Origin of the sequence: Pseudonocardia sp. KRD291 (assembly GCF_019263595.1) — a bacterium.
Classification (GTDB): Bacteria; Actinomycetota; Actinomycetes; order Mycobacteriales; family Pseudonocardiaceae; genus Pseudonocardia.
Genome location: NZ_JADQDD010000133.1, coordinates 1 through 16,056, shown reverse-complemented (window position 1 = coordinate 16,056; position 16,056 = coordinate 1). Strand labels below are relative to the sequence as shown.

Here is a 16,056-nt window from a genome sequence, read left to right as displayed (position 1 = left end):
GCACGCGGTGGCCGCGGTCCTCGAGCGCTACCACGAGTGGGACGTCGCCGGGGCGCTGTGCCTGGCCCGCGAGGCCGGCGCCGTCGTGGTGGACCGGTCCGGGCGGCCGGACCCGATGCCCGCCGGCGGTCTGCTGGTCGTGCACCCGCAGGCCTGCGACGAGGTGCTGCGGCTCTGGTGGGGGCCCTGAGAGCCGGCCCTCAGGCCGTGCGCCCCGCGGCGTCGCGGCGGCGCCGCAGCCACACGATCGGCGGGGCCAGGACCAGCCACAGCACGACCAGCCCGCCGCCCATCGGCACGATCCCGTCGACGGCGCTGCGCCCGGCCACCCGGACCCGCAGCGGGTTCGTCGTGTCGTACTCCACGTAGATGCTCTGCCCGGCGCCGAGACCGCTCGGGTAGAACACCGCCGGGGTGCGCAGGCCGCCCTTGTCGTCGACGAACTGGACGACGGTCCGCCAGTACGTGGACCCGTCGAGCACGCTCGCGGCGGTGGTGGCGCGGTTCGAGGCGATCCGCACGTCGTCGACGAACGCCCCGGCCAGAGCCAGCACGGCGAGCACCGTGAGCACGACGCCGAGGCCGATCAGGATCTCCGGGACGCGCCGGCGGGCGGCGTGGAGCAGGCGGGCCACGGTGGCCCGGCTCTCGGCCAGGAGGTCACCGGCAGGACTCGTCACGGCACCCGATCCTAGGGCCGTCGCGAACGGGTGTGGCCGGTGCCTCCCACCGCCACCCGCACACCGGCGGCCCTCGTTGCCTACTCTCGAAGGCGTGACTGCCGCACCGGCCACCACCGTGCTGCGGGTCCGGACCCGGCCGATCCGGCTGACCGGCCCGTTGCTCGACGTGCTGCCCGCGGACTCCGGGGTGCTCAGCTGGGTACGCGGGGGCGAGGGCATCGTCGGCTGGGGCGAGGCCGCCCGGTTCACCGGATCCGGGCCGGACCGCTTCGCCGACGCCGACCGATGGTGGCAGGAGTTCTGCGCCGGCCTCGACGTCCGCGACGACGTCGAGCTGCCGGGCACCGGGGCGGTCGCGTTCGCCAGCTTCACCTTCGCCGACGAGTCCCCCGGGTCCGTCCTGGTCGTGCCCCGGGTCGTCGTCGGGCGCCGCGGCTCGCGCGCCTGGATGACCGAGATCGTCCCGGCCGGCGGGCCCGAGCCGGCACCGAGCGCGCTGCCCGCGGTGTCGCCGGTGCGCCCCGGCGGCCGGCTGCGCTACTCCGACGGCCGGGTCTCACCCAGCCGCTACCGCACCGTGGTGGCCGAGGCCGCGCGGCGGATGCGGGCCGGCGAGCTCGGCAAGGCGGTCCTGGCGCACGACGTCGTCGCCCGCGCCGAGACACCGCTGGACCCGCGGTTCCTGCTGCACGGGCTCTCCCGCGGCTACCCGACGTGCTGGAGCTACGCCGTCGACGGGCTCGTCGGCGCCACCCCGGAGCTGCTGCTGCGCCTGCACGACGGCCTCGTCGAGTCGCGGGTGCTGGCGGGCACGATCTGGCCGGGCGAGCGGCGGGGCCAGGCCCCGTCGACCGCGCCGGGCGCCGAGGACCTGGGCGGCGCGCTGTTCGGCTCGGGCAAGGACCGTCGCGAGCACGCCTACGCGGTGGACTCGCTGGCCGCGTCGCTGCGCCCGCTCGTGCACGACCTGGATGTGCCCCCGGCGCCGCGGGTGCTGACCCTGCCGAACGTCTCGCACCTGGCCAGCGACGTGCGCGGGCACCTCGACCCGGCGCGTCCGGTGTCGTTGCTGGAGCTGCTCGGCGCGGTGCACCCGACCGCCGCCGTCGGGGGCACCCCGACCGACGCGGCCACCGCGCTGATCTCCGAGATCGAGGGGATGGACCGGGGCCGCTACGCCGGCCCGGTCGGCTACCTCGACACCCACGGCGGCGGTGAGCTGGGCATCGCGCTGCGCTGCGCCGAGCTCGACGGCGCCACCGCGCGGCTGTACGCCGGCTGCGGGATCGTCGCGGACTCCGACCCCGACGTCGAGGTCCGCGAGGCCGCGGCGAAGATGCGCGCGGTCCGCGAGGCGCTGCAGGGCTAGTAGCGCGGCAGGGCTAGCTCGTCGCCCGCTCCCCCACGTCGTCCGCGGCACCGACGACGGCGGCGCGCAGCGATGCGTGGGTCTCCCGGAGCCCGTCGCGCCCGGCCCGCACCTCGACGATCCGCAGGCCCCCGCCCGGACGCGCGCGCAGCTCGGCGGGGTCGCCGGTGAACCGCGCGTGGGCGATCCCGGCGGCCGCGGCCAGCGCGGCCAGGTCCACCCCGGTGGGCGTGCCGAACACCCGCTCGAACGAGTCGGAGTGCGTCGCCCCGCCCTGTTCGAGCAGGTGGAAGATGCCGCCGCCGTCGTCGTTGAGCACGACCAGCGTCAGGTCCGGGCGCGGCTCGTGGGGGCCCAGGTAGAGCCCGGTCGTGTCGTGCAGCAGCGTCAGGTCGCCGAGCAGCGCCACGGTCGGGCCGTCGTGCGCCAGCGCGGCCCCGACGGCGGTGGACACGGTGCCGTCGATGCCGGCGACGCCGCGGTTGGCGCGCACCGCGAGCCCGGACCGCGGCGCGGCGGCGAGCGCGACGTCGCGCACCGGGTTGGACGAGCCGAGGACCAGCTGCGCGCCGTCGGGCTGCCCGGCCACCAGGTCGCGGGCCAGGCGCAGGCCGGGCGCGCCGCCACCCGCCGGGATCGGGCCGTCCCCGGCGCACGGAGCGGCGTACGGGGCGGCGTCCAGGGCGGCGTCCAGCGCGGCGTCCAGCGCGGCCGACGCGGCGTCGTCGGCGGCGCGCCAGGCGTCGCGGAACTCCGGCGGCGGGCGCAGCGGCGGCACCGCGCCGACCGCGCGCACGGCGCCTGCCACGTCGGTCCACGGCTCGCCGTGCGGCCCGGCCGCGGCGTACACGGCGACGTCCGGGTCGGCGAGCAGCGCGGAGACCCCGCGGTGCAGCGTCGGCCGGCCCACCACCACGACCTGGTCCGGGCGCAGCTGCGGGCGGTCGAGCAGCCAGGGTGCGGTCCGGGTGGCGTGGCGCCACAGCGGCGAGGACGGCTCGGCGACGACCGGCGCGCCCGCGAGCAGAACCGGGTCGAGGTCGGGCCCGCCGGACCCGGCGACCACCAGCGTCCGGGCGCGCGGGTCCAGCGGCAGCGGCGGGGCCGCGCGGTGCACCGGGGACACGTCGGTGAAGGGGAGCCCGTCCGGGCGTCCGCCGGGGGCGTCGGCCCGGTGACCGCCCGCGTCGTCCGGGACGAGCGGCTCGGCGAACGGGAGGTTCAGCTGAACCGGCCCCGGGGGCGTCCCCGGCGACCCGGTCGCGGCGGCGACGGCCCGCGCGACCGTCGACCGCCAGCGCGCGGGCGCCCCGGGGGCGTCGGTGGCCACGGCCGTGCTGCCGGCCCACCGCACCGCGGTGGAGAAGATCCGCGCCTGGTCGATCGTCTGGCTGGCGCCGGTGCCGAGCAGCTCCGGCGGCCGGTCCGCGGTCAGCGCGAGCACCGGCACCCCGGCGTGGAAGGCCTCGAGCACGGCCGGGTGCAGGTTCGCCACCGCCGTCCCGGACGTGACGACCACCGGCACCGGGCGGCCCGAGGTCACCGCCATCCCCAGCGCCAGGAACCCGGCGGTGCGCTCGTCGGTGCGCACGTGCAGCCGGATCCGCCCGGCCGCGTCCGCGTCGCGCAGCGCGAACGACATCGGGGCGTTGCGCGAGCCCGGGCACAGCACCGCGTCGGTCACGCCGCACCGGGCGAGCTCGTCGACGATCACCCGGGCCTGGGTGGTGGACGGGTTCATTCCGCCGAGCCTAAGCCGCCCCGGCGGGCACGCAGGGGACCGGTCGAACGTGACGAGGGCCAAGTCCCGAGCGGGATGGGACGACCTGCCCCGGACCGTTGAACATTCATAGACAGCGCACGACCTGCTCGATCCGGAAGGACCAGCCCCACCGTGAGCACCACGCTCTCCCCCGACAGCCCCCTGCTGCGCCCGGCCCTCGTCGGCGGCTGGGTGCTGCCGAACCGCGTCTGGACGTCGACGCCGACCGTCAACCGGGCCGACGCCGACGGCACCCCGAACGCGCGGCAGGCGCGGTCCTACGCCGAGCGAGCCGGTGCCGGCCTGATCGTGAGCGAGGGCACCTGGGCCGGCGCCGGCGGCCGGGGTGGCCCGAACGCCCCGGCATTGCGGACCGCGCGGCAGCAGGCCGGGTGGGAGCGCGTCGCCGACGCCGTGCACGCCGAGCGCGGGAAGATCGTCGTCCAGCTGACGCACGCAGGCACGACGGACGACCGGACCCCGCCGCGCGCCCCGGAGACCGACGAGCTGCCCGGCATCGTGGCCGAGTTCGCCCACGCGGCCGAGCTGGCCGTGGACGCCGGCGTCGACGGCGTCGAGCTGCAGGCCGGCGACGGCCACCTGCCGCACCGGTTCCAGGCCGACGGCGTCGACCCCCGGACCGACGCCTACGGCGGGTCCCCGGAGAACCGGGCGCGGTTCACCCTCGAGGTCGCGGCGGCGTGCGTCGACGCGATCGGCGCCGACCACGTCGGGGTCCGGATCTCCCCGGGGCAACAGCTCGACGGCGTCACCGAGGACGACCTGTCGGTCTACGAGGTGCTCGTCGGCGCCCTGGCCGAGCTGGACCTGGCCTACCTGCACGTGGCCGCCGCGGCCGACGACCCGATCGTCGACAAGCTGCGCGGGATGTGGCCGACCACGTTCGTGCTCGACACCGGGGTCGGGTCCGACGACGACACCCTGGCCGACCTGGTCGAGGACGGCAGGGCCGACGCGGTCACGGTCGGCACCGGTCCGACGACCCGGCTGCGCTGAACCGCGGGATCGGCTCAGAGCTCGATCAGCTCGAACGGGGTGGCCAGCCGCGCGCCGGGCAGCCTCGTCCCGGCCTGCTCGGCCATCGCGCGCAGGACCGTGTCCGGGTCGGCCATCTCCCCGCCGAGGGCGCCCAGGTAGGCGCGGTGCTCGGCCAGGGACGCGACCGCGCGGTCGAACGTGTCCCCGATGTCGACCGCGTGCCCCGCGTACGGCGACGCCGCCACCGCGACCGCACGCACTCCGCCCCACGGGGCGCCGCCCTCGCCGGGGAACACCCAGCGGTTGCCGGCGTCGCGGGCGGCGTCGATCGCGGCCCGTCCGGAGTGCACGTGGTCGGGCGTGTTCAGCCCGCCGCCGGGCCAGGTCTCGCGGTGGTTGCCGATCACCAGCAGCTCCGGGCGGTGCCGCCGGATGGCGGCGGCGATGTCGCGGCGCAGTGCGGTCGAGTACTCGATCAGCCCGTCCGGGTGGTCGAGGAACTCGACGACGTCCACGCCGACGGCCGCCGCCGCGGCGCGCTGCTCGGCCTCGCGCACCGGGCCGCACTCCGCAGGCGCCAGCGTGTCGATACCGGCCTCGCCGCGGGTGACGAGCAGGTAGACGACCTCGCGGCCCTGTGCCGTCCAGCGCGCGACGGCCCCCGACCCGCCGTACTCGATGTCGTCCGGATGGGCGACGACGACCAGCAGGCGATCGGCGTCCTCGGGGAGTGCAACGTACGGCGCGTCGTCCATCTCCCGATCCTGCCGCCGGATCGTGTCCACACGGAACCGTGAATTCCGGACTTCGGAGACGTAGCGTGACCATCGGCCACATCCGTCCGGCAAAGGAGCCGTCATGTCCGAGGTCCGGGGCGGTAGCAGCCCGTCCACCGCGCCACCGGCCCGGTCGTCGATCGTGAAGATCGTGTCCGCGTCCATGCTGGGCACCACCGTCGAGTGGTACGACTTCTTCCTCTACGGCGTCGCGGCGGCGGTCGTGTTCCCGGCCGTGTTCTTCCCGGCCGCGGACCCGACGGCGGGCACCCTGCTGGCGCTGGGCACGTTCGCGATCGGGTTCGTCGCCCGCCCGATCGGCGGTCTCGTGTTCGGCCACTACGGCGACAAGATCGGCCGCAAGAAGCTGCTGGTCCTGAGCCTGCTGATGATGGGCGTGTCGACGTTCCTGATCGGCCTTCTCCCGGGCTACGCGACGATCGGGATCGCGGCCCCGCTGCTGCTGGTGTTGCTGCGGCTGGTGCAGGGCTTCGCGCTCGGCGGCGAGTGGGGCGGGGCGGTGCTGATCGTCTCCGAGCACGGGGACCCGGCCCGTCGCGGGTTCTGGGCGAGCTGGCCGCAGGCCGGCGCCCCGGCAGGGCAGCTGCTCGCGAACGGCCTGCTGGCGCTGATGGCGGTCGTGCAGAGCCCGGAGGCCTTCGAGTCCTGGGGCTGGCGGATCCCGTTCCTGCTCTCCGCGGTGCTGGTGCTGATCGGGCTCTACGTGCGCCTGTCGGTCGAGGAGTCGCCGGTGTTCCGCGACGCCCAGGCCCGCGCCGCCGAGCGGACCGCGGCCGGCAAGGCCGACGTGATGCCGATCCTGGATGTGCTGCGCCTCTACCCGCGCGAGGTGCTGACCGCGATGGGCGCCCGGTTCGCCGAGAACGTCGCCTACTACATCTTCACCATCGTCGTGGCCACCTACATGAAGGAGCGCTTCGGCCTGCCGTCGTCGTTCGTGCTGGGCGCGGTGCTGATCGGGGCCGCGGTGCACATCGTGACGATCCCGGTCTGGGGCGCGTTGTCGGACCGGATCGGGCGACGGCCGGTGTACCTGTTCGGCGCAGCCGGGGTCGGGGCGTGGGCGTTCGCGTTCTTCGCGCTGCTCGACACGCAGAACTTCGCGCTGGTCTCGATCGCCGTCGTGGTCGGGCTGCTGTTCCACGGCGCGATGTACGGGCCGCAGGCGGCGTTCCTGTCCGAGCTGTTCGGCACGAAGGTGCGGTACTCGGGCGTCTCGATCGGCTACCAGCTCGCCTCGGTGCTGGCCGGCGGGCTCGCCCCGCTGGTCGCCGCGTCGCTGCTCGCGGTCTACGGCAACGGCTACGCGATCGCGATCTACGTCGCGGCCTGCTCGGTCATCACGATCGTCGCGGTGGCGCTGTACTCGGAGACCCGCACCCGCCGCCTCGACGCCGACGACGCGCTGCCCCCCGCGCGGTAGCACCCCGCCGGGTGCATGGCGGCCCGAGGGCGTAGAACAGGCCCTGCGATCACTCGACGACCGTGGGAGCCGCTGTGCCACGCACCGACCTGACGATCAGGACCCCCGACGGCGACGCCCCGGCGACGCTGCACACGCCCGACGGCGACGGCCCCTGGCCGGGCGTGATCCTCTACGCCGACGGGGGCGGGGTCCGCCCGGCCATGCACGACATGGCCGCCCACCTGGCCGTCCTCGGCTACGCGGTGCTGCTCCCGGACGTCTACTACCGCCACGGAGACTGGGCGCCGTTCGACTTCGCCACGGCGTTCTCCGACCCGGAGGAGCGGGCGCGGCTGATGGAGATGGTCGGCGGCATGACCAGCGAGATGGTCGCCGTCGACGCCGAGGCCTACGTGACGGCACTGCTCGCACGCCCGGAGGTCAGCGGCACCGCGGTCGGCACCACCGGCTACTGCATGGGCGGCGCCCTGTCGCTGCGCACCGCAGGCACCCAGCCCGAGCGCGTCGCCGCGGCCGCGTCGTTCCATGGCGGGAGCCTGGCCACCGAGGCGCAGGACAGCCCGCACCGCCTGGCCGACCGGATCCGCGCCACCGTCTACGTCGCGGCCGCCGAGAACGACGAGTACTTCCCGCCCGAGCAGTACGAGCGCCTGGACCAGGCGTTCTCCGCGGCCGGCCTGACCTACACGCTGGAGACCTACCCGGCGGCGCACGGCTTCTCGGTGCCGGACAACCCCACCCACGACGACGAGGCCGAGCAGCGGCACTGGGACGCCCTGCAGCGCCTCTACGGCGCCGCCCTGGTCGGATAGCGCCCACGCACGCACGCCGACGGCGGCCGGTAGCGTCCGGGGCCTGATGAGCGCGACCCTGCACGCCACCGGCCTGTCCGCCGGCCACGGCGCACGAACCCTGTTCTCCGACCTGGACCTGGTCGTCGCACCCGGTGACGTGATCGGGCTGGTCGGCGCGAACGGCGCCGGCAAGTCCACGCTGCTGCGGCTGCTGGCCGGCGAGCAGCCCCCGGACGAGGGCACGATCACCCTCGCCCCGCCCGACGCGACGGTCGGGCACCTGCCCCAGGAGCCGGAACGGCGACCGGGCGAGACGCTGGCCGCGTTCCTGGCCCGGCGCACCGGCGTCGCCGACGCCCTCGTCGCGATGGACGCGACCGCGCAGGACCTCGCCGACTCCCGCCCCGGCGCCGACGACGCCTACGCCGCCGCCCTGGACCGCTGGCTCGCCCTCGGCGGCGCCGACCTCGACGAGCGGGCCGCCGAGCTGCTCGCCGACCTGGGCCTCGGCGTCTCTCCGGAGGCGGAGATGACCGGCCTGTCCGGCGGGCAGGCCGCCCGCGCCGGGCTGGCCGCGCTGCTGCTCTCGCGCTACGACCTGCTGCTGCGCGAGGTCGCCCGGCGGCACGCCCGCGAGGCCTACGAGGAGTACTCCGACAAGCTCGGCGGCCTCAAGGAGCGCGCCGTCATGCAGCGCAACTGGATGGCCCAGGGCGTCCGCAACGTCCGGCGCAAGGCCGGCTCCGAGCCGGACAAGAACATCCGGGCGATGCGCAAGGAGACCAGCGAGAAGCAGGCCTCGAAGGCCCGTCAGACGGAGAAGGCGATCGAACGCCTCGACGTCGTCGAGGAGCCCCGCAAGGAGTGGGAGCTGCAGATGACGATCGCGTCCGCCCCCCGGTCCGGCGCGGTCGCCGCGCGCGCCGACGCCGCGCTCGTGCGCCGCGGCGGGTTCGTGCTCGGGCCGGTGACGGCGCAGGTCGACTGGGCGGACCGGGTCGTGATCACCGGCGCGAACGGGTCGGGCAAGTCGACGCTGCTCGGAGCGCTGCTGGGGCGGATCCCGACCGAGTCCGGGTCGGCCGGTCTCGGCGCCGGGGTGCGGGTCGGGGAGATCGACCAGGCCCGCGGGGCGTTCCTCGGTCCGCAGACGCTGCTGCGCTCGTTCGGCACCGAGGTGCCGGACTGGCCGGAGTCCGAGGTCCGCACGCTGCTGGCGAAGTTCGCGCTGACCCGCGAGCAGGTGCTGCGCCCGGCCGCGTCGCTCTCGCCCGGTGAGCGGACCCGCGCGGCGCTGGCGCTGCTGCAGGCCCGCGAGGTGAACCTGCTGGTGCTCGACGAGCCGACGAACCACCTCGACCTGCCCGCGATCGAGCAGCTGGAGCAGGCGGTGGAGTCCTTCGCCGGGACCGTCCTGCTGGTCACCCACGACCGCCGGATGCTGGACACGGTCCGGGCCACCCGGCGCTGGAACGTCGAACGCGGCGGGCTGACCGAGCTCTGAGAGAAGTTCGCGGAACGAACATCTTCACAGAAGGCTCGGCCGGCCCGCCGCGTCGCGTACGGGGGGTTGCTCAGGCCTTGGCGTCCGGCTCGACCGCGTCCTCCTGGGACACGATGGCGAACCTCAGCTCGTCCTCGCCGTCCTCACCGGGGACGGCCTGCACGTCGAGCACCTTGTCGTCGAGGATCTGGGCGGCGCCGGGTTCGAGGAACACCGCGACACCCTCCCCGCGCAGGACCGTGTCCTGTTCGTCGGCGGACTGCGCGAGCGCGAGCTCCAGGCCCTCCTCGGGCTGCGGAGCGGTGATCCGCAGGCCGCCGTCGTCCGGCAGCTCCGCGTCGGTGCTCAGCGACTTGATGGCTTCGGCTGCATTCTCCGTGATTGCCAGCATCGGCCCCACCGTACGGAAACACCCCGGGCCGATGCAGCCCGGGGCGCGTCCGTTCGGCGCAGCAGTGCTCAGCCCATGTCGTTCGGGTCCGCCCCGATGCGCTGGTCGGCGTTCATCCGGTCGATCGAGGCGATGTCGTCGCCGGTGAGCTCGAAGTCGAAGATGTCGAAGTTCTCCTGCACGCGCGAGAGGGTGTTCGACTTCGGGAAAACGATGTTGCCGTGCTGGATGTGCCAGCGCAGCACGACCTGGGCCGGGGACTTGCCCGTCCGCTCCGCGATCGTCGCGAGGGTGTCCTCCTCGAGCAGCCCCTTGCCCTGACCGATCGGGCTCCACGCCTCGGTCGCGATGCCGTGGTTGGCGTTGTACTCGCGCAGCGCGGCCTGGATCAGGCGCGGGTGCAGCTCGATCTGGTTGACCGAGGGCACCGTCGAGGTCTCGGCCGCGAGACGGTCCAGGTGCTCCGGGTGGAAGTTCGAGACGCCGATCGACCGGACCTTGCCGACCTTCTTCGCGTCCTCGAAGCCCTGCCAGGTCTCGACGTAGCGGTCCTGCTTCGGCTGCGGCCAGTGGATCAGGTAGAGGTCGACGTGGTCGAGACCCAGCCTGTCCAGGCTCTTGTCGAGCCTCGTGACGGCCTCCTCGCGACCGTGGCCGTCGTTGTTCAGCTTGGTGGTGACGAACAGTTCGTCGCGGGCGATGCCGGAGTCGGAGATCGCCTTTCCGACGCCCTCCTCGTTCCCGTACATCTGCGCGGTGTCGATGTGCCGGTACCCGGTGTCCAGGGCCGCCTTCACCTTGTCCGCGGTCTGGCCGGGCTCGATCTGGAAGACACCGAACCCGAGCTGCGGGATCGCCACACCGTCGTTCAGCTTGATCGTGGGAACCATAACCGGCGAATACCCGGGCCGTGCGGTCGCCATGCACGGTCGTGACGTCGGGAACGCGGCGTCCATCTCGGGAATACGGCCCCGCTCAGCCCCACACGGCGCGGACCCCGTCGGCGACCGCCGCCGCCTGCGTCCGCCCGGCGCGGGCCGACGGCGGGCGCCCGGCGGGGTCGAGGACGTTGCGGCCGAACGCCTTGCGCGCGGCGGCGTCGGGGGTGACGAGCACCGCCGCCGACGACGCGGCGAGCGCCTCGACCTGTGTCACGGGCCGGGCCATGGCGCCGAACCCGGATGTCAGCGGCGCCAGCACGACCACCCGGTCGTACCCCGCCGCGAGGTCCGCGTTCGCCATCGAGCGGACGCCACCGTCGATCCACCGAGTGCCGAGCGCGGTCACCGGAGGCCACACCCCGGGCACCGCGCAGCTCGCCGCGACGGCCTCGGTCAGCGTCACGCCGGAGTCGCGGCCGAACGTGCGGAACGCGCCGGTGTGCGCGTCGACGGCGGTGACCTGCAGGTCCGGCGCGGCCGGCCAGTCGGCGCCGCCGAGCCGGGAGGCCATGATGTCGAGCCGCTCCTGCTCGGGCACCGTGTCGGCCCGCAGCGCCATCCGCCCGATCCGGGCCCGGACCTGCTGCGCCCCGCGCGGGCCGAGCAGGGCGGCGCGGGCCATCCTCCAGGCGAGTGCGCCCCCGGCGGACGCGGCGACCTCGCCGGTGCCGGTGGCCAGCTGCGTCGCGTAGAGCTCCTCGAGGTCGCGCCCGCAGGCCACGTTCGCCCCGACCGACGACCCGGCGGACGTCCCGACGACCAGGTCCGCACGGCGGAGGTCGACGCCGGTCTCGGCGAGGCCGGTCAGCAGGCCGTAGAGCCACGCGATGCCGGCCAGCCCACCTCCGCCGAGCACCAGCGCACGTTCGCCACGACCGGTCACGGCCGGCCGGCCCCGCGCAGCACCCGGGCGGCGAGCTGCGCCAGGTGCACCGGCTCGCGTTCCCCGGCCTGGCGGACCTGGGTGCGGCAGGAGAAGCCGTCGGCCAGCAGGTCCACCGACGGCTGCGCCGCGCGCACGGCCGGCAGCAGGACCCGCTCGGCACACGCCATCGAGACGTCGTAGTGCCCGTCCTCGAAGCCGAAGTTGCCGGCCAGGCCGCAGCACCCGGAGTCGAGCACCGTCGACGTCACCCCGAGCGAGTCCAGCACCCCGCGGTCGGCCTCGGTGCCGAGCTCGGCGTGCTGGTGGCAGTGCACCTGGACCAGCACCTCCTGCTCCGCCGCGGTGCTGCGCCCGGCCGCGGCGGCCAGCTCCTCGGCGTGCCCGGAGAGCAGCTCCGCGAACGTCCGTACTCCGGTCTTGAGCCGTCCGACCAGCGGGTCGTCGGGGAGCAGCTCGTGGGCGTCCGAGCGCAGGGCCGCCGTGCAGGACGGCTCCAGCCCGACGACCGGGACGCCGGCGGAGAGCCACGGCTCGATCGTGCGCAGGCTGCGGCCGAGAACGCGGCGGGCCGCGCCGATCTGCCCGGTGGAGGTCCAGGTCAGACCGCAGCACACGGCGCGCGGGGGCAGCTCGACGGTGTAGCCGAGCGCGGTCAGGGTGGCGACGGCGTCGTCGGCGATCACCGGGTCGAAGTGCTCGGTGAACGTGTCGGTCCACAGCAGCACCCGGCCGCGGCTGCCCGGCGCGATGCCCAGGTCCGGCACGACCGTGCCCTCGGCGTACCCGCGGGCACCGGCGCGGGCGGTGAACGTCTCCCGCGCGATCTCCGGGATCGCCCGCTCCGGGGTGATCCCGCCGAGCTTCTTGACCAGCGCCGAGAGCTTCGGCCGCCGGGCGAGGGAGTTCAGCCCGTCGACGACCCTGGCCGGCAGCGCGCCGACCATCCACAGCCACAGCGGCAGCGCGCCCATCGAGTAGTGCGTGACCGGTCGGATCTTCCCCTTGAACCGCTGGGCCAGGAACTCGGTCTTGTAGGAGGCCATGTCGACCCCGACCGGGCAGTCGGACTTGCAGCCCTTGCAGGACAGGCACAGGTCGAGCGACTCGGCGACCTCGTCGGACTGCCAGCCGTCTTTGATGATCTCGCCGTTGGCCATCTCGAACAGCAGCCGGGCGCGCCCGCGGGTGGAGTGCTTCTCCTCCTTGGTGACGTTGAAGCTCGGGCACATCACCCCGCTGCCCTCGATCGCGCACTTGCCCACGCCCAGGCAGCGGCGGGTGGCGCGGGTGAAGCTGCCGCGGTCGTCGGCGAAGGCGAGCATCGGGGAGTCGGTCATCGTCGGCATCCCGACGAACACGCGCAGGTTCTCGTCCATCGTCGCCGGGCGCACGACGCGGCCCGGGTTCATCTTCTCGTCCGGGTCCCAGATGGCCTTGAAGTCGGAGAACCCGGCGATGATCTCCGGCGGGTACATCTTCGGCAGCAGCTCGGCGCGGGCCTGGCCGTCGCCGTGCTCGCCGGACAGCGACCCGCCGTGCGCGACGACCAGGTCCGCGGCGTCGGTCATGAACTGCCGGAAGTTCGCGATCCCCGGCTTCGTGAGCAGGTCGAAGTCGATCCGGACGTGCAGGCAGCCGTCGCCGAAGTGCCCGTAGTAGACGCCCCGGCGCCCGTTGCGCTCGAGCACCTTGTCGAACTCGCGCAGGTAGGCGCCGAAGCGCTCCGGCGGGACCGCGGAGTCCTCCCAGCCCGGCCACGCCTCGCCGCCGTCCGGGGATCGGGTGACGACACCGGCGCCCTCCTCCCGGATCCGCCACAGCTGTGCCATCTGCGCCGGTTCGGACACCACCAGGTGCGAGACCGTGTACGGCTTCATCGCGGCGGCGACGGTCTCCGCGGCGGCTTCCGCCTCGTCCCGGGTCTCGCCCCCGACCTCGACGTAGAGCCAGCCCCTGCCCTCGGGCAGCATCCGGCTCGTGGTCTCGGTGGGCCGCTGGGCGCGCAGGGCGGCGATCAGGCCGGCGTCCATGCCCTCGATCGTCAGCGGGCCCTGGCCGTTCGGACCCCGCTGCTCGCGCACGACCATCACGTGGTCGGCGGCGGTGTAGGCGTCCGGGAACCCGAGCACGGCCAGCGCGCGGGCGGGCGGGGAGTCGACCAGGTCGACGGTGGCCTCGAGGATCGTGGCGCAGGTGCCCTCGGTGCCGACCAGGGCCTTGGCCAGGTTCCAGCCGGCCTCGGGCAGCAGCTGGTCGAGGTTGTAGCCCGACACCCGGCGGGTCAGGTCCGGGTAGCCGCGGATGTCGTCGCCCAGGCGCTCGCCCAGGGCGCGCAGCGCGTCCGGGATCCGGCCGCCGGGCGGCGTGTCCGGGCCGACGGTGAGCCGCTCGCCGCGGTAGGTCAGGACGTCGAGGGACCGGACGTTGTCGACGGTCTTGCCCCACGCCACCGAGTGCGAACCGCAGGCGTTGTTGCCGATCATCCCGCCGATCGAGCAGCGGTTGTGCGTGGACGGGTCCGGGCCGAACGTCAGGCCGTGCGGCTTGCCGGCGTCGCGGACCGCGTCGCAGACCACGCCGGGCTGCACCCGCGCCGACTTGCTCTCCGGATCGACCTCGATGATCTGGTCCATGTGCGTGCGCAGGTCCAGCGCGACCGCGACGTTCACCGACTGCCCGGCGATCGAGGTGCGCGACCCCAGCGGCAGCACCGGCACGTCGTGGCGGCGGCACACCGCCATCGCGGCCTCGACGTCGGCCGCGTCGCGGGGGGAGACGACCCCGATCGGGACGCCGCGGTAGTTCGAGGCGTCGGCCGACCACATGGCGCGGCTGCCGGCGTCGAACCGGACGGCGCCTCCGATCGCGGCGCGCAGGTCGTTCGCGAGCGCCGCGCTCGCCTCGGGGGTGATCCCGCCGGTGGTGCTCGTGTCGGGTGCGCTGTCCAGGCTCAACAGATCTCCTCTCGCCCGGTGCGACGCTACCCACCGGCCGGGGCCGACGCCGGTCACGCCCTCCTGTGACACCGGACGCACCGTGCGCGGACATCGCTGCCGGAGCAGCGACGTCCGCGCACGGGGGTCACCAGTTCTCGATCGACTTGGTGAGGATGTCGGCGATGTCGTCCTCGGTCGGGGGCTTGGGGCAGGTGGCCAGCAGGCGCTGCTGCTTCATCGTGCCGGGCACCAGGTCCGGGACGTCGGCCTCGGTGTAGCCGACGCCGCCGATGCCGTTCGGGATGTCGATGTCGCGCATCAGCGAGATCAGGATCGAGGGCAGCTGCTCGCGCTGGTCGTTGAGCTTGTCCGCGCGCGGGTCCATCAGCTCGGCCGCCTTGAGGTGACGGTCCGGGGCGGACTCGAAGGAGAAGCGGAACGCCTCCGGCGCGGTGAGGGAGACCGACATGCCGTGCGGGACCATCGGCTCGTCCTGCGGGTAGCCGGCCGGGCGGAAGTCCTTGACCATGCCGGCGATCGGGTAGGCGTTGGCGTGCGGGATGTGCACGCCGGAGTTGCCGAAGCCCATCCCGGCGAACGTCGCGGCCATCATCATGTTCGAGCGGGCCTCGAGGTCGTCCGCGCCGCGGTGCACGGCGTCCCGGAACGACTGGGCCAGCAGCGCCATCGCCTTCTCGCACCACAGGTCCGAGACCGGGTTCGAGCCGCAGTAGGTGACCCGCTCCTCGGGCTTCTTGCGGTCGAACGAGGTGTACCAGCGCGCGGTGTAGGACTCCACGGCGTGGCAGACGATGTCCATCCCGGACGCGGCGGTGACCTCCGGCGGCAGCGACATCGTCAGCAGCGGGTCGATCACGGCCAGGGTCGGGCGCAGGCGCCAGTGGCTGATCCCGGTCTTGACCTTCATCGACAGGATGTCCAGCACGCACATCGCGGTCGACTCCGAGCCGGTGCCGGCCGTCGTCGGGACGGCGATCAGCGGCTTGAGCTGCCCTTCGGGCACCTTCGCGTTGCCGATCGGCTTGTTGATGTAGTCCATCAGCTCGCCCGGCCCGCTGGTCAGCAGGTTGATCGCCTTGGCGGTGTCGATCGCCGACCCGCCGCCGACCGCGACGAACCCGTCCCACGGGCCCTGCGCGCGGGCGTACTCGGTCGCCTTGATCATCGAGTCGTCGGTCGGCTCGACGTGCACGCCGTCGAAGATCTCCGAGCTCACGCCGTTGCGCGACAGCGAGTCCGCGATCCGCTCCGGCGCGCCGATCGCGTGGATGCCCGGGTCGGTGACGATCAGGACGCGCTTGGCGCCGTACCCGGCCATCTCGAAGCCGATCTCGTCGACCGCCCCGGCTCCGAACTTCAGGGGCGGGGCACCCCAGGTGAAGATCGTCTCTTCGGTCAGGTTCACGTCGGGGATGGTCATGGCTGGGGAGAACCTCCGGGGATGGGTCCGACACGGCAACGGGTGAACACCTGCCCCCGAGTCTGTCCGACACATCGGGGTTCGCGCATGTGCTGATCCAGCGAACGGTCGAAGTCCGCTCCTGCGA

At 74.3% G+C, this 16,056-nt stretch carries 14 protein-coding genes; 6 read left to right on the top strand and 8 right to left on the bottom strand.

All coding sequences use genetic code 11. The features are described 5' to 3' along the window. On the top strand, positions 1-190 hold a 190-nt coding region (locus tag I4I78_RS18640; RefSeq protein ID WP_275957984.1), incomplete at its 5' end, for an inositol monophosphatase family protein. Between the two features lie 10 nt (positions 191-200). Here the strand turns inward: I4I78_RS18640 and I4I78_RS18635 are convergent. Continuing rightward, a complete protein-coding gene (locus I4I78_RS18635) occupies positions 201-680 on the bottom strand; it encodes a DUF3592 domain-containing protein (RefSeq protein WP_218612634.1) in 480 nt (159 codons plus the stop codon). Between the two features lie 94 nt (positions 681-774). Here I4I78_RS18635 and I4I78_RS18630 point away from each other — a divergent pair, with 94 nt between their 5' ends. After that, positions 775-2,052, top strand: a complete 1,278-nt coding sequence (locus I4I78_RS18630) for an isochorismate synthase MenF (protein WP_218612633.1) — start codon at positions 775-777, stop codon at positions 2,050-2,052. Between the two features lie 13 nt (positions 2,053-2,065). Here I4I78_RS18630 and menD read toward each other — a convergent pair whose 3' ends face one another. Further along, positions 2,066-3,793: a 2-succinyl-5-enolpyruvyl-6-hydroxy-3-cyclohexene-1-carboxylic-acid synthase gene (gene menD, locus I4I78_RS18625; RefSeq protein WP_218612632.1), complete on the bottom strand. Its 1,728-nt coding sequence runs from the start codon at positions 3,791-3,793 to the stop codon at positions 2,066-2,068. Between the two features lie 153 nt (positions 3,794-3,946). Between menD and I4I78_RS18620 the strand changes: the two genes are divergently transcribed. After that, complete coding sequence (locus tag I4I78_RS18620; RefSeq protein ID WP_218612631.1) at positions 3,947-4,831, top strand: alkene reductase; 885 nt, start codon at positions 3,947-3,949, stop codon at positions 4,829-4,831. A gap of 14 nt (positions 4,832-4,845) precedes the next feature. Here I4I78_RS18620 and I4I78_RS18615 read toward each other — a convergent pair whose 3' ends face one another. Further along, entirely contained in the window at positions 4,846-5,568 is a 723-nt protein-coding gene (locus I4I78_RS18615; protein ID WP_218612630.1) for a PIG-L deacetylase family protein, read from the bottom strand. A gap of 103 nt (positions 5,569-5,671) precedes the next feature. Here I4I78_RS18615 and I4I78_RS18610 point away from each other — a divergent pair, with 103 nt between their 5' ends. The 3 genes from I4I78_RS18610 to I4I78_RS18600 all read left to right on the top strand — a co-directional run bounded on the left by I4I78_RS18610 (position 5,672) and on the right by I4I78_RS18600 (position 9,334). Then, the gene (locus I4I78_RS18610) at positions 5,672-7,033 is read left to right on the top strand and encodes an MFS transporter (RefSeq protein ID WP_218612629.1); all 1,362 of its coding nucleotides are present in this window, start codon (positions 5,672-5,674) and stop codon (positions 7,031-7,033) included. A 74-nt stretch (positions 7,034-7,107) separates the two neighbouring features. Then, complete coding sequence (locus tag I4I78_RS18605) at positions 7,108-7,848, top strand: dienelactone hydrolase family protein (protein WP_218612628.1); 741 nt, start codon at positions 7,108-7,110, stop codon at positions 7,846-7,848. A gap of 46 nt (positions 7,849-7,894) precedes the next feature. Then, on the top strand, positions 7,895-9,334 hold the full coding sequence (locus I4I78_RS18600; protein WP_218612627.1) for an ATP-binding cassette domain-containing protein: 1,440 nt from the start codon (positions 7,895-7,897) through the stop codon (positions 9,332-9,334). Positions 9,335-9,404: 70 nt separating this feature from the next. On the opposite strand, the gene I4I78_RS18595 is transcribed toward I4I78_RS18600, so the two are convergent. The 5 genes from I4I78_RS18595 to I4I78_RS18575 all read right to left on the bottom strand — a co-directional run bounded on the left by I4I78_RS18595 (position 9,405) and on the right by I4I78_RS18575 (position 15,929). Beyond that, a complete protein-coding gene (locus tag I4I78_RS18595; RefSeq protein WP_218612626.1) occupies positions 9,405-9,725 on the bottom strand; it encodes an adhesin in 321 nt (106 codons plus the stop codon). Between the two features lie 68 nt (positions 9,726-9,793). Then, positions 9,794-10,615: an aldo/keto reductase gene (locus tag I4I78_RS18590; RefSeq protein WP_218612625.1), complete on the bottom strand. Its 822-nt coding sequence runs from the start codon at positions 10,613-10,615 to the stop codon at positions 9,794-9,796. An 85-nt stretch (positions 10,616-10,700) separates the two neighbouring features. Beyond that, complete coding sequence (locus I4I78_RS18585; protein WP_308252210.1) at positions 10,701-11,522, bottom strand: patatin-like phospholipase family protein; 822 nt, start codon at positions 11,520-11,522, stop codon at positions 10,701-10,703. 23 nt (positions 11,523-11,545) lie between these two features. Beyond that, positions 11,546-14,500 carry an FAD-binding and (Fe-S)-binding domain-containing protein gene (locus I4I78_RS18580; RefSeq protein ID WP_226379967.1) on the bottom strand — a complete coding sequence of 985 codons (2,955 nt, stop codon included), beginning with the start codon at positions 14,498-14,500 and terminating at the stop codon, positions 11,546-11,548. A gap of 133 nt (positions 14,501-14,633) precedes the next feature. Continuing rightward, on the bottom strand, positions 14,634-15,929 hold the full coding sequence (locus I4I78_RS18575) for a hydroxyacid-oxoacid transhydrogenase (RefSeq protein WP_218612623.1): 1,296 nt from the start codon (positions 15,927-15,929) through the stop codon (positions 14,634-14,636). Positions 15,930-16,056: the final 127 nt, after the last annotated feature.

Coding starts and splice junctions, on each gene's coding strand:
- I4I78_RS18590 (WP_218612625.1), bottom strand. CDS start 10,615: ATGGTTCCCACGATCAAGCTGAACGACGGTGTGGCGATCCCGCAGCTC.
- I4I78_RS18575 (WP_218612623.1), bottom strand. CDS start 15,929: ATGACCATCCCCGACGTGAACCTGACCGAAGAGACGATCTTCACCTGG.
- I4I78_RS18610 (WP_218612629.1), top strand. CDS start 5,672: ATGTCCGAGGTCCGGGGCGGTAGCAGCCCGTCCACCGCGCCACCGGCC.
- I4I78_RS18600 (WP_218612627.1), top strand. CDS start 7,895: ATGAGCGCGACCCTGCACGCCACCGGCCTGTCCGCCGGCCACGGCGCA.
- menD (WP_218612632.1), bottom strand. CDS start 3,793: ATGAACCCGTCCACCACCCAGGCCCGGGTGATCGTCGACGAGCTCGCC.
- I4I78_RS18615 (WP_218612630.1), bottom strand. CDS start 5,568: ATGGACGACGCGCCGTACGTTGCACTCCCCGAGGACGCCGATCGCCTG.
- I4I78_RS18595 (WP_218612626.1), bottom strand. CDS start 9,725: ATGCTGGCAATCACGGAGAATGCAGCCGAAGCCATCAAGTCGCTGAGC.